The following is a 14,122-nucleotide window of genomic DNA, read 5'->3' as shown; positions in this document are numbered from 1 at the left end:
ATAAATTTAGAATGTAGTACCAATATTGAAACTAAAGTTTTCTTGATCATCACCCTCTTCTTTCTGGATGATTTTAGCCAAACTAAATGTCAATGGACCCATAGGCGAAATCCATTGCAGAGAAAGACCCGTCGAAATACGTATTAAGCCTGGATCTGAATAGTCTAACAGCGCAGGACTGTTAAAATTCTGACTTGTCGTTGGGCTTAGACCGTCGTAACGACTTAAATCAAACTCTGTATCCCAGACGTTACCTGCATCAACAAACAGGCTGGTACGTATCTGGTTCACATAATCCTCACCAACAAAAGGTGTTGGTGTGATTAACTCAAGGGTAGCAATAGCCATGGCATTACCACCCGTTGATCGTGGTGACACTAAATAAGTGTCAAAACTTGGGTCAGTCGGGAAAGCCCCGGCCAGCCCTGTTGGATTAGGTAATCCAGGAACTGTACTAATCTGACGATAAATCGCATGAGGACCGATAATACGAGCTTCAAAACCACGTAAATTCTGACCACCAGCATAGAAGTTGTCGGTAAATGGCAGCGTATAATCATAACCATCTTTGCTACCGTAACCATTACCATAGCCAAGTTCCAGCTTACTTAAGAACGACCAGCGGTGGTCATTACTTAAAGGAATGTACTTACGGGCTTCAAAAGTCGTTTTGAAGTACTGCAAATCAGAATTAGGTGTCGTAATACGACCACTTAATACCATTTCATGACCAGCTGTTGGGAATAAACCACGGTTCAATGTGCTTTGGATCCAACTTGCAACCAGTTCATAGTTAGTAAACTTGTAGCCGCCATCCGGGTCATTCTTATCCATCAGTACAGCTCTGAAATGACGCAACTGATCATATTCAGACAAAGAGTTAATTTCGTTCACAGCATAGTTACTGCCGAAGTTTAACCTGTTGTATTCGTTAATCGGATAACCAATAGAAGCGCCAAAACCATAACGTTTTTGTTTGTAGGCTTCTAAGTTAGACGACAAACTGGAATAGTCTGTGTCTGAATAGAAAATCTGCCCACCCAGACTCACCCCATCCAGCGTAAAGTAGGGATCTGTAACAGACAACGAAATCTGTTTGTTGTATCTGTTAGTGCTTAAGCTGATTCCAGCCGAGTTACCAGTACCAAAGAAGTTTTGCTGTTCAACCCCAATTTGGAAGGACAAGCCCTGGAAATCACCATAAGAGATACCGGCATTAAAGTTACCTGACGGCTGTTCTTTAATTTTGTAGCTGACATCAACTTTGTCATCTACACCAGCAACTTCTTTGGTTTCGAATTCGACTTTTTCGATATAAGGTAAACGCTGAATACGCTCTTTGGACAACTCCAGCGCATCGTTGGATAACCAGGCACCTTCCATCTGACGGACTTCACGACGAATGACTTCATCTTTGGTTGAGGCATTACCTGCGACTTCCAGACGACGCACATACACCCGCTTTCCTGGCTCCACACTGATGGTTAAAGCCACTTCTTTGGTATCATCATTGATGGTCGGGATGGTACGAACTTTAGAATTAGCATAACCAAAACGGGCCAGTAACTTAGCAATACTCTCTTCGGTATAGGTCACCAGAGCGCCGTTGTATAACTGTCCTGCTTTCAGCGGCAAAAGTGCCTTAATAAAAGCATCCTGACCTATTAAGTCACCGACAAAATCCACACCAGTAATAGTGTACTGCTCACCTTCAGTCACGTTCAGCGTCACATACACTGAGTTTTTATCTGTACTGACGGAAACCTGATTCGCATCAATGTTAAAACGCAGGTAACCCCGGTCTAGGTAGTAACTACGAATTTTCTCAAAGTCACCTTGTAAGGTTTGCTTTTGGTAACGGTCTGAAGACAAAAAGCGCCACCAGGGCAAATCGTACTTAGATTCGATATTTTTCAGCAGCTCTTCGTCACTGAATAACTCGTTACCTACCACGTTGATCTGACGGACAGAAGCGGCATCCCCCTCTTCAAATTCAATCTTCAGGTTGACCCTGTTACGAGGTAAGTACGTGACCTTCATCTTGACCGTGGCGTTGTATTTACCTACGCCGTGGTAGAACTCTGTTAAGCCGTTTTCAACTTCTTTGATCACGGTTTTATCTAAAGGCTCGCCAACAATAATCTTTTGACCTGTTAAACTTTCATTTAACTGCTCTTCTTTGATGTCTTTGTTGCCATCAAACTCAATGTTATTGATGGTTGGACGCTCTTTTAAGCGATAAATAACAGTACTGCCATCACGAAACACCTGAATATCGTCAAAGTGCCCTGCAGCATACAGACTTTTGATACTGCGGGATAAAGTCGTATCTGTGATGGTATCGCCAATGTTAAACGGCAGATTATTTAATGCTGCACCAAGCGCAACACGTTGCAAGCCTTCGACCTGAATGTCTTGCACAGTAAATGATTGTTCAGCGAGCACCGAGTTACTTAAACCAGCAAGTAACATCGCGGCTACTAATCGTTTAATTGTCATTGTTTTGGACTACTTTTGATTAGTTTATTACAAACGAGAAATATCGTTGAGCAGCGCAATTCCCATTAATGTCAGCAGCAACAGAGCTCCGATCCGGAAACCCAGCTCCTGCGCCTTCTCAGAGACAGGTTTGCCGCGTATTAGTTCCAGCACAAGATACATTAAATGGCCACCATCCAAAATAGGTAGGGGCAGTAAATTTATCACCCCAAGGTTGACACTGATCAGTGCTAAAAAGGAAATAAAGGCAATCAAGCCAATATCTGCGCTGCTTCCAGCGCCTTGTGCTATCGAAATTGGTCCACTTAAATGTTTGACAGAAATATCACCAAAAATGAATTTTCCAATCATTGAGAAGCTTAACCGCACCAATTGCCATGTCTTTTCTACCCCAACAACAACCGCCTGTACAGGGCCATATTGCTGAGTGAACAATAAATGTTCAGGCCAGGGTAAAACTTTTGGACTGACCCCCAAATACCCCTGATGAAAACCATCAGCGGTTTCACGGCTTTGAGGAGTGACCAGAATATCCATGCTCTGCCCGTTACGTTCGATACCAAAAAGCAGAGGCTTATCAGGGCTGTTTTGCACCAAAGTGACCACGGAGTTCCAGTCAGCTACAGCTTTTCCATCCACAGAAACCAGTTTATCACCCAACTGCAAACCCCCAGTTTCAGCTGCTGAACCTGGCTGGATCTGGCTGATCTCATTGAGAACCTCTGGTCGCAGTGGCTCCAGGCCTAAACTACCAAAAACGCTTTGTTTGTCCGGGTCAAAGGCCCAATCTGTTAAATCCAGCTGATAACTTTGGTCGCTGCCCTCAAGTTGCTGCACTGTAATGTCCACAGCCCGACTACCGACTTGCTCAACCAGCAATAAGCTGATAGCGCGCCAGTCTTCCACAGACTCACCATTAATTGCCGTGATTTGGGCATTGGCTGGCACACCTGCTTTAGCAGCAATAGATTCGGCTGTTACCTGCCCTATCACAGGCTTGATATTCGGCACACCAATTAAATACATGCCCCACAGCAACACAATAGCGAACAGAAAATTTGCCACAGGACCTGCGGCAATAATGGCCATACGTTGCCAAACCGTTTTGCTGTTAAAGCTTAAGTCTTTAAATTGCGGTAATACAGGGTCTACCCGCTCATCCAGCATCCGGACATAACCACCCAATGGGATCATAGCAATTACAAATTCAGTGCCTTGTTTGTCGCGCCAACGGTAAATAGCTTTACCAAAACCTATAGAAAAACGTTTCACCAGCACATTATTTTTTCGAGCCACCCAAAAATGACCAAACTCATGCACAGTCACCAGCAGGCCAATAGCAATGACAAAGCTGATTAAATTCCAGATAAAACCCGACATTAACTCACCTTTTTCAATTGATCGTGCACATAAATTCTGGCCTGTTGGTCAAGGCTCAGAATACTTTCTAAATCAGGCGCTTTTATAGAGGCAAAACGCTCCAACGCTTTTTCATTCAGCTGCGCTATATCCGTAAAGCGAATCTGACCAGCTAAAAATGCCGCGACTGTCATCTCATTGGCAGCGTTCAGCGCCGTGGTAGCGCCCTGACCATAACTACAGGCAGCTATCGCCAGATATAAATTCGGGTATCGCGCTGGTTCTGGTTTAGAGAAGCTGAAATCGGCTAATTCAAAAAAATTCAGCGGTTTGACATGAGTCTGAATACGTTTTGGGTAAGCCAGCGCATGAGCTATAGGAGTACGCATATCGGGCTGCCCCAATTGTGCCAGCACAGAGCCGTCTGTGTATTGCACCATCGAATGGATAATACTTTGTGGATGGATCACCACCTGAATGTCGTCGGCAGCACAATTAAATAACCAGCGCGCTTCAATAAATTCCAGGCCTTTATTCATCATGGTGGCGCTGTCGACTGAGATTTTTTGCCCCATCACCCAGTTCGGATGAGCTACAGCCTGAGCGGGCGTAATGCTTGAGAATTCGTGCAGGTCTTTGCGTAAAAACGGGCCACCACTGCCAGTCAGCAACAGTTTACTGATACCGTAATCAGATAATTGTTGTGTGGCGGTATTTTGCTGTAAAGCGGCAGGCAAACACTGAAAAATAGCGTTGTGTTCGCTGTCTATCGGCAATAAAGTCGCACCATAGTGCTGCACTTTATTGATAAACAACTCACCACTCATCACCAGCGCTTCTTTATTAGCCAGTAATACAGTTTTGCCTTGTTCAACAGCAGCTAAAGTAGGTAATAAACCCGCTGCACCAACAATAGCGGCCATCACTATGTCGACATCAGGATGAGCAGCTAAATCACAAAGGGCCCCAGCACCAGCCCAAACTTCAGTCGGAAGATTAGCCTCTTTCACCAATTGACGTAATTGGTCTGCGGCTAATGGGTCTGTCATCACCGCATAACGAGGCTTAAACTGCTGAATTTGCACAAACAGCTTATCCACCTGAGTGGCAGCTGTTAACCCTAACACCTGATAGTCATCGGGGTGCATAGCCACAACATCCAGTGTATTGCAGCCTATAGAGCCTGTAGCGCCCAGGATCACTAAAGTCCGCATTACGCGAAGCCTCCGATCAAGGCAACCAACACAGCATATAACGGTGCTGTGGCCGTCAGGCTGTCGATACGATCCAAAATACCGCCATGACCCGGGATAATGCTGCCACTGTCTTTTAAGCCAGCCACACGTTTAAACATACTTTCGCTTAGATCACCAAATACCGACAAAATAGTCAGCACTAAAGCGGCCAGATACCAGGTGACGGTTTCTTCCGGAAAGCCTTGGTAATAAGCCACAGCTGTAACCAGCAGCATCACAAAACCGACACCACCGAGCATACCTTCCAGCGTTTTACCCGGACTGACAGCTGGCAATAATTTGCGTTTACCAAAAGGCTTACCAATAAAATAACCGCCTATATCAGCAGCCCAAACAATACCTAACAGTAAACAAATCAACCAGGCTCCAGTGTAACTGGACTGATGAAAATCGACAGAGCGGATCAAAAGTAAAGCTGTCCAGGCTGGCACCAGGGTGAACCAGCCCATTAAAGCCCGGCGTAAATGGCCCTGAGCCCAACTTTGGCTGCTACGCGGATAACTTAATACCAGCAGCACTGCTATCAACCACCACACCACACCCATGGCTAATAAGCTGTTGCTTAAATGATCCAGCTGTACAGGCCAATAGGCCGTATCTGGCAATTGCCAATAAATCAGCGCCATACTCAGGGCCACAATGGCTATAAAACTATATTGGCTGGGTTTGGTTCTGTAGCCGCAGAATAAACTCCACTCCCAGGCCCCAATCAAAAAAGCGGCAGCGATAAAAATGGCAAAATAGTGTAGAGGTAGGAAAAAAACTGCGGCTAGCGCCAAAGGCGCCATGATCAGGGCTGTAATTACTCGTTGCTTAAACAAATTGGTTATCCTTGTATCGGACGCATTGCCAGCTCACGGATCTGTGCTCCGGTACAACCAAAACGCCTCTCCCGACTGGCGTAGGTTGCCAAAGCTTCCGAAAACACCTGATCATCAAAGTCAGGCCATAAGGTTTCGGTAAACCATAACTCAGCATAAGCAGCTTGCCACAACAAAAAGTTACTGATGCGTACATCACCACCGGTACGGATCATTAGATCCAACTCGGGCTGGTCATGCATTTGCATGCAACCTGATAACAATTGTTCGTCAATTTGTGCTGCAGTCATCTCACCATCAGCGACTTTTTGCGCTAATTGTTGTGCTGCCTGCACTATGTCCCAGCGTCCGCCATAATTAGCAGCCACATTCAGGGTCAAAGCTGTATTCTGAGCTGTAAGCTGTTGCGCCTCTTTAATATGTTGTTTTAGTTTGTCGCTAAAAGGAGACAAGTCTCCGATAATATTCAGCCGTACATTGTTTTTGTGCAGGGTTTTCACTTCCTGCTGTAATACCAGTAAAAACAGCTGCATCAAACCGCTGACTTCGTCTTCAGGTCGACGCCAGTTTTCACTGCTAAAGGCAAATAAGGTAAGAGACTGGATGCCTAATTTACGGCAAAAGCTCACGGCGCGACGCACTGCATCGACACCTTTTTTATGACCCCATACCCGAGGTCTGCCCTGCCGTTCAGCCCAGCGTCCGTTGCCGTCCATGATAATGGCGACATGTTGTGGCAACGCGTTTTGTAACGCGGTTTGCACTTCTGTCATCTGAATCTGACCTTGTCACAATAATAAAAAACGCCGCGAAGTATACCCTACACGGCGCTATTTCCCTAATCAGGGTTGGGGTGTTAGGGCGTGTTTACGTTTCAGGGTTGTTTTTGCAGCAGTTTGGCCGGTTTTTATGCAAGGCAGAGACTGCGTAGTGTAGTTATTCTACATCAGCAGGCTCTAACGCGGCAGAAAGGCCGGCCAGACGCTGCCCTTCGGGTTCGTCTGGCGGCGCCTTGCTCCTTGTCTCTCGTCGCTCATTTAGATTCACTAAACTTCGCTCCTCGTTTCGCGATCAAAGCGTCGCCAGAGCGGACAAAATTCAATCTCGAAACGTGAACACGCCCTAGACTTCCATCAACTCTTTTTCTTTGTCCGCTAAAACCTCATCCACCTTCTTTACAAAGGCATCGGTCAGCTTCTGAACTTCGTCTGCCGCTTTACGCTCGTCGTCTTCACCAATTTCTTTATCTTTTAATAAAGTCTTCAGATCAGCGTTTGCGTCACGACGTATGTTACGCACAGCAACACGGGCACCTTCAGCTTCGTTACGAACAACTTTTACTAAATCACGACGACGTTCTTCAGTTAGCGGAGGTAACGGCACACGAATAGTAGTACCTGCGCTCATTGGGTTTAAGCCCAAATCTGATTGCAAAATAGCTTTTTCTACAGGCTGGATCAGAGTTTTATCAAATACGCTGATGGTCAGAGTGCGGGCATCTTCTACCGACACGTTGGCAACCTGACGTAATGGTGTATTGGCACCATAATAAGACACCTGAATACCGTCTAATAAACTTGGGTGAGCACGGCCGGTACGGATTTTTGACAATTGGCTTTTCAGCGCTTCAACGCTCTTTTCCATCCGGGTTTTACTGTCTTTAAGAATATCGTTAATCACTTTGGCTATTCCTTTTTTTTGCTACACCAAAAAAGTGGCAGTTAGTTTACTGTAATTTTTCGGCGTGGTCGATCAATGTGCCTTCTTCTTCACCCAGCACTACACGTTTCAGTGCACCAGGCGTATTCATATTAAAGACACGAATTTGCATATTATGATCACGGGCCAAAGTAAAGGCCGCTAAATCCATCACTTTTAATTCTTTTTCCAGCACTTCTGTGTAGCTTAATTTGCTGTACAGAGTGGCTGTTGGGTCTTTGACCGGATCGGCAGAATAGACACCATCTACTTTAGTGGCTTTTAGTACCGCATCGGCTTCAATTTCAATACCACGTAAACAGGCTGCTGAATCTGTGGTAAAAAATGGATTACCAGTACCGGCAGAGAAAATCACTACACGGCCAGATTTTAACAGGCTAATAGCTTCTGCCCAGCTGTAATTATCACAGACGCCGTTTAATGGAATGGCGGACATCAGGCGGGCATTGACAAAAGCACGGTGCAGCGCGTCACGCATCGCCAGACCATTCATCACTGTGGCTAACATACCCATATGGTCACCGACCACACGGTTCATACCAGCTTTGGCTAAGCCTTCGCCACGAAAAATATTGCCGCCACCAATCACAATCGCAACCTGAATACCTAATTCAACCAGCTCTTTGATTTCCTGAGCCATCCGATCCAACACTTTGGGGTCTATACCAAAGCCTTCTTCACCCATCAGGGCTTCACCACTGAGTTTTAATAAAATTCTTCTGTAGGCGAGTTTTGGATTGCTCATTTGGTCCTCTTTTATCTGGAAGTTATATACCCTTCTTACTTGAAGCTGCAGCTTTGTTGACTACGCTCACTCGCCCCTGTCACATAGTGACCTATGCTCCAGGGGGCTCGCTCACTTGTCGCCGCGCTGCAACTCCAATTACTTTGGGTATAACCTTGCTGTGGGTTAATTTTGTACATCGTCGAAAAGTTGCTCCTGCATTTTCGACGTACCGTACATCCTGCACATAAAAAAACCGCGACAGACGAAGGTCAGGTCGCGGTTATTCTAGCTGGTTTCAAAGCATTGCTAAAGCGTAAATTACTTCTTAGCAGCAGCGATTTGAGCAGCAACTTCAGCAGCGAAATCAGTTTCTGCTTTTTCGATGCCTTCACCTACTTCTAAACGGATGAAGCTAACAGCTTTAGCACCGTTTTGTTTCAGGAAGTCACCAGTCGTGATTGAAGGATCTTTCACGAAAGGTTGGCCAGTTAAAGAAACTTCGCCAGTGAACTTGGTCATACGACCAGCAACCATTTTCTCAGCGATTTCTTTTGGCTTGCCGCTGTTGATAGCGATTTCGATCTGGATTTCCTGCTCTTTAGCAACAACTTCAGCTGGCACTGACTCTGGAGTCAGGAATGAAGGGTTGTTAGCAGCAACGTGCATAGCAACGTCTTTAGCGATATCTTCGTTACCGCCTTCCAGTACCACTAACACACCGATACGGCCTGAGTGAGTGTACTGACCAATCACGTCACCCTGTACTACAGAGATACGACGGATTGCGATATTTTCACCGATTTTAGTGACCAGTGTGGCGCGGGCTTCTTCAACTGTAGCGTCGCCCAGCTTGGCAGCAGACAATTCTTCAACAGTGAACAGCTTGTTGGCATGAGCCAGGTCAGCAGCAGCGTTAGAGAAAGCCAGGAAGCTAGCGTCACGACCTACGAAATCTGTTTCACAGTTAAATTCGATTGCAACAGCGTAACCGTTACCAACGCGAGTGATCACAGTACCTTCAGCAGCAATACGGCCAGCTTTCTTAGCAGCTTTAGCCTGACCATTTTTACGCATTAATTCGATTGCGCCTTCGATGTCACCTGCAGTTTCTTCTAAAGCTTTTTTGCAGTCCATCATGCCAGCGCCAGTGCGCTCGCGTAATTCTTTTACCATACCAGCAGTTACAGCCATGGGGAGTTCCTCGCAAAATTTTTTCGTGGACAAACAGGGGCAATTAAACTGCCCCTGTAAGTTTAAACTTGCTTTATGTAGCCTTGGTTACAAGGCTACAGAGACAATGCAATTACTCAGCAGCGACGAAGTTTTCAGATTCAGCCTGAACTTCGATGTTTTTGCTGCGGCCTTCAGTGATGGCCTGATTGACTGCGCCCAGGTATAACTGGATAGCGCGGATAGCGTCATCGTTACCAGGGATCACAAAGTCAACACCTTTAGGATCTGAGTTAGTATCAACGATAGATACAACTGGGATACCCAGGTTGTTGGCTTCTTTAATTGCAATGTGTTCGTGGTCGGCGTCGATCACAAACAGAACATCAGGCAAGCCGCCCATGTCTTTGATACCGCCTAAGCTTTTTTCCAGCTTGTCCATTTCACGGGTACGGTCTAAAGCTTCTTTTTTAGTCAGCTTGTCGAAAGTACCGTCCTGGCTTTGAGATTCCAGATCTTTTAAACGCTTGATAGACTGGCGAACAGTTTTCCAGTTAGTCAGCATGCCACCTAACCAACGGTGGTTTACATAGTACTGGTCAACTTGCAAAGCAGCTTCTTTGATTGCTTCAGAGGCAGCGCGCTTAGTACCAACAAACAGGATTTTGCCTTTTTTAGCAGCAACAGACTGAATGAAAGCTAAAGCATCGTTCATCATTGGAACAGTTTGTTCCAGGTTGATGATATGAACACGGTTACGAGCGCCGAAAATGAATGGCTTCATTTTTGGGTTCCAGTAACGTGTTTGGTGACCGAAATGTACGCCCGCCTGGAGCATATCGCGCATAGAAACTTTTGCCATTATAAATATTCCTTAGTAATGGGGTTGGGCCTCCATACACCCCATAAAACCGACTGTAACTCAATGAGTTGCAGCACCCCGGCTTATGTGTCGATGTATGTGTGTTGTTTAGTTAATTGCAGTTTTAATCTGCGTTTTGCGTTTTTAGCAGAATCTGATTTGCCAAATCGCGGCGCGCTTTATACCATAAGCACCCTTGAAACACAATGAAATGTGTATTTTTACAGCAGAGAGAGATGGCATGGCCGCGATTATTAAAACAGCAGATCAGATCGAAAAAATGCGTGTAGCAGGTAAGTTGGCTGCCGAAGTATTAGAGATGATTGAGCCATACGTCAAAGCCGGTGTCACCACCGAAGAGCTCAATACCATTTGCCATAATTATATTGTCGATGTGCAGCAGGCTATCCCTGCCCCTTTGAATTACCACGGCTTTCCAAAATCCATTTGTACATCAGTCAATCAGGTGATTTGCCATGGTATTCCGTCAGCGGAGAAAAAACTCAAAGACGGCGACATTATCAATATCGACATCACTGTGATTAAAGATGGTTTTCACGGCGATACGTCAAAAATGTTTGTCATTGGCAAACCCAGCATTATGGCTGAGCGTTTAATACGTGTGACTCAGGAATGTCTGTACAAAGGTATCCGTAAAGTGAAAAACGGTGCCCGTTTAGGGGATATAGGTTTTGTGATCCAGCAATACGCAGAGCAGCACAGCTACTCAGTAGTGCGTGAATACTGTGGTCATGGCATAGGCCAGGTCTTCCACGAAGACCCGCAAGTTTTGCATTATGGCCGCCCTGGCACTGGCGATACCTTAAAAACCGGTATGTGTTTGACGATAGAACCGATGATCAACGCAGGAGAGCGTCACAGTAAATTGTTAAAAGACGGCTGGACGGTTGTGACTAAAGATCGTAGTTTATCAGCGCAGTTTGAACACACTATTGTTGTGACAGACACAGGCTGCGAAATTTTAACGTTACGATCTGACGACACCATAGAACGAATAGTCACGGCCGACTGAGTCGAAACCAGACTGAAGGCGGCCGCCTAAGACCTGAGGTAAAGCAAATGAACATGGCGCTGGCGTTTAATAAGTCTTTACCTGGTTTATGCACTCTGGATAGTTACAAAAAATATTTTGCTGAGTTTAATGACTGGCTGAAAAATGCTTTTGAACATCAAACTGTTGGCAATTTAGTCAAAGCCCGCGCTCGTTTTATTGACGAAGTGCTGGTGTCTTTATGGCAACATTTTGACCTGCATACACACAAAAAAATCAGTCTGATAGCGGTCGGTGGCTATGGCCGGGGTGAATTACACCCCTGCTCCGACATCGATTTATTGTTATTAACTGACAGCAAACTCGACGCCCAGCAAAAAGAACAAATCAGTCAATTTATTACCCTGCTGTGGGATTTACGTTTAGAGGTCGGTCACAGTGTGCGCAGCGTCAAAGAGTCTGTCACGCTCGGCAAAGAAGACATCACCATTGCCACTAACCTGATGGAAATGCGCTTGCTGACTGGCAGCAAAGAGTTGTTTGATGAGTTACAGGCTCAGGTCTGTAAAGATAACTTCTGGACTTCTCAGGCATTTTTCCAGGCCAAAAGGGATGAACAACAACAGCGTCATGCCCAGTATCACGGCACAGCCTACAACTTAGAGCCGAATTTAAAAGCCAACCCCGGTGGTCTGCGGGATATTCAGACCATAGGCTGGGTGGCGAAAAAGCACTTTAATACCAGAACTATGCGTGAACTGGTGGCTTATCAGTACCTGACGGAAGATGAATATCAGGAGCTGATGGAGTGTGAGGCTTATTTATGGCAAATGCGTTTTGCCCTGCATGTCGAATCTGGCCGTAACGAAAACCGTATTTTGTTTGACTATCAGCCTGCTGTCGCCAAACGACTGGGTTTTGGCGATGATGGCAAAGCGTCCGTTGAACGTATGATGAAACGGTTTTTCCAGACGGTGCAACGGGTGGCTGAGCTGAACGATATGCTGCTGCAGCATTTTGACGGCAGTATTCTGAATAGCCAAAGCAAACTGAAACAGCAAAAGCTGGATGATTTTTTTGAACTGACCGGTCATTTAATTCGCGCTACCGATAATGCAGTCTTTGCCCGACGTGAAAATATTCTGCGGCTGTTCTGGCATATCGCCAATAATTCCAATATCACTGGCATTCACTCCGACACCATTCGTCTATTACGTTTGGTTCGGCGTCGTCTGATGGGCGACTTGCAGGATTATGAAGCCTGCCGTCAGCTTTTTATGAGTATTATGCGTCACCCGCGCGGTATGGACAGAGCTATAACGTTAATGCACCGCCACGGCATCTTAGCCTCTTATCTGCCGGCCTGGCGTAATATTGTCGGTCAGATGCAGTTTGACTTATTCCATGCTTACACTGTGGATGAACATACTCACCGTGTGCTGAAAAACTTATACCGCTACTCACAGGCAGGTTTTGAGAACGAGTTTCCGCTTTGCACTGACATAGTCAAACGTATGGAAAAACCGGAGATTTTATATCTGGCCGGTATTTTCCATGACATCGCCAAAGGCAGAGGTGGCGATCACTCAGAGCTGGGTTCGCTGGATGCACGTGAATTTGGCAAACTGCATAAGTTAAGTGACTTTGACAGCAAATTGCTGGCCTGGTTAGTCGAAAGTCATTTATTGATGTCGGTCACGGCGCAGCGTCGCGATATTCACGACCCGGCTGTGATTGCTGAATTTGCTGACAAAGTGCGCGACGAAACCCGGCTCAACTACCTATATTGCCTGACGCTGGCCGATATTCGCGCCACCAACGACAATTTATGGAATGACTGGAAAGGCTCGTTATTACGGGAGCTGTATTTAGGCACCCAAAAAGCCTTCCGCCGTGGCCTTGAGAAGCCAATGGATCTACGAGATCTCATTCGCGAAAATCAGGCCGAAGCCATGAAGTTATTACAAAAACAAGGATTTACCGAACACGAAGTGTTGCAGTTGTGGGGGCGGATCAAAGCAGATTATTTCGCCCGCTACAACCCAAAGCAAATCGTCTGGCACTGCGAACATATTTTGCGTCACAAAGACCCCAATGAGCCTTTGGTGCTGGTGGATAAAACCCCTTACCGCGGCAGTACTCAGGTCTTTATCTATACACCAGATCAGGACAACTTATTTGCCCATTTGGTGGCTGCGCTCGATAGCAAAAAGGTCAATATTTTTGATGCCCAGATCATGACCAACAAAGACGGTTATGCCATGGATACCTTTGTAGTATTGGAGCAAAACGGCGAACCAGTCACCTCGCCCTCCCGTCTACAGAGCCTGAAACGTGCGCTGGAAACTTATATTAGCGGCAAACCAGATCTGTCGCGCGGTAAACAACGTTTATCCCGCCAGATGCGCCCCTTTAATATAGCGCCGAAAGTAGTGTTTATTCCGGGCGCCAATAAACACCGCACTATGGTGGAAATTACTGCGCTGGATATGCCGGGTTTACTGGCTGATATAGGTTCGGTATTCCAGCAATGCGAGATCAGTATCCACGCCGCAAAAATCACCACCATAGGCGAGAAAGCCGAAGACTTTTTTATGATTTCTACGAGACAAGATCAGGCGCTGGATGCTGATCAACAATCACAGCTGCGTCGTGTTCTTGTCGAACAATTAACTCATGTGACAGAGGGATAAAGTT

11 protein-coding genes are annotated in these 14,122 nt (G+C 46.0%); 2 read left to right on the top strand and 9 right to left on the bottom strand.

Annotated features, from left to right (window positions below; translation table 11 throughout):
- Window positions 1–6: 6 nt before the first annotated feature.
- From bamA to rpsB, 9 genes are all read right to left on the bottom strand, one after another.
- Window positions 7–2,499, bottom strand: a complete 2,493-nt coding sequence (bamA, locus tag IEW88_RS04155) for an outer membrane protein assembly factor BamA (RefSeq protein ID WP_147904929.1) — start codon at window positions 2,497–2,499, stop codon at window positions 7–9.
- 27 nt (window positions 2,500–2,526) lie between these two features.
- The gene (gene rseP / locus IEW88_RS04150; RefSeq protein ID WP_147904930.1) at window positions 2,527–3,879 is read right to left on the bottom strand and encodes a sigma E protease regulator RseP; all 1,353 of its coding nucleotides are present in this window, start codon (window positions 3,877–3,879) and stop codon (window positions 2,527–2,529) included.
- Complete coding sequence (ispC, locus tag IEW88_RS04145; RefSeq protein WP_147904931.1) at window positions 3,879–5,072, bottom strand: 1-deoxy-D-xylulose-5-phosphate reductoisomerase; 1,194 nt, start codon at window positions 5,070–5,072, stop codon at window positions 3,879–3,881. Before ispC ends, rseP begins: the two co-directional genes overlap by 1 nt.
- Complete coding sequence (locus IEW88_RS04140) at window positions 5,072–5,935, bottom strand: phosphatidate cytidylyltransferase (RefSeq protein WP_053425488.1); 864 nt, start codon at window positions 5,933–5,935, stop codon at window positions 5,072–5,074. Before IEW88_RS04140 ends, ispC begins: the two co-directional genes overlap by 1 nt.
- 5 nt (window positions 5,936–5,940) lie before the next feature.
- Window positions 5,941–6,708 carry a polyprenyl diphosphate synthase gene (gene uppS, locus IEW88_RS04135; protein WP_008900627.1) on the bottom strand — a complete coding sequence of 256 codons (768 nt, stop codon included), beginning with the start codon at window positions 6,706–6,708 and terminating at the stop codon, window positions 5,941–5,943.
- 349 nt (window positions 6,709–7,057) lie between these two features.
- Complete coding sequence (gene frr, locus IEW88_RS04130) at window positions 7,058–7,615, bottom strand: ribosome recycling factor (RefSeq protein ID WP_053425487.1); 558 nt, start codon at window positions 7,613–7,615, stop codon at window positions 7,058–7,060.
- Window positions 7,616–7,661: 46 nt separating this feature from the next.
- Entirely contained in the window at window positions 7,662–8,399 is a 738-nt protein-coding gene (pyrH, locus tag IEW88_RS04125; RefSeq protein ID WP_147904933.1) for a UMP kinase, read from the bottom strand.
- 300 nt (window positions 8,400–8,699) lie between these two features.
- The gene (gene tsf, locus IEW88_RS04120; RefSeq protein ID WP_053425486.1) at window positions 8,700–9,572 is read right to left on the bottom strand and encodes a translation elongation factor Ts; all 873 of its coding nucleotides are present in this window, start codon (window positions 9,570–9,572) and stop codon (window positions 8,700–8,702) included.
- Between the two features lie 112 nt (window positions 9,573–9,684).
- Window positions 9,685–10,413: a 30S ribosomal protein S2 gene (gene rpsB / locus IEW88_RS04115; RefSeq protein WP_046519525.1), complete on the bottom strand. Its 729-nt coding sequence runs from the start codon at window positions 10,411–10,413 to the stop codon at window positions 9,685–9,687.
- 241 nt (window positions 10,414–10,654) lie between these two features.
- Here rpsB and map point away from each other — a divergent pair, with 241 nt between their 5' ends.
- Window positions 10,655–11,446: a type I methionyl aminopeptidase gene (gene map / locus IEW88_RS04110; RefSeq protein WP_147904934.1), complete on the top strand. Its 792-nt coding sequence runs from the start codon at window positions 10,655–10,657 to the stop codon at window positions 11,444–11,446.
- Between the two features lie 47 nt (window positions 11,447–11,493).
- Window positions 11,494–14,118: a [protein-PII] uridylyltransferase gene (glnD, locus tag IEW88_RS04105; protein WP_147904935.1), complete on the top strand. Its 2,625-nt coding sequence runs from the start codon at window positions 11,494–11,496 to the stop codon at window positions 14,116–14,118.
- Window positions 14,119–14,122: the final 4 nt, after the last annotated feature.

The sequence above is a fragment of the Rheinheimera tangshanensis genome, assembly GCF_014645135.1.
In the GTDB taxonomy this organism is placed as follows: Bacteria; Pseudomonadota; Gammaproteobacteria; order Enterobacterales; family Alteromonadaceae; genus Pararheinheimera; species Pararheinheimera tangshanensis.
This window is presented reverse-complemented; position numbering and strand designations above follow the sequence as displayed.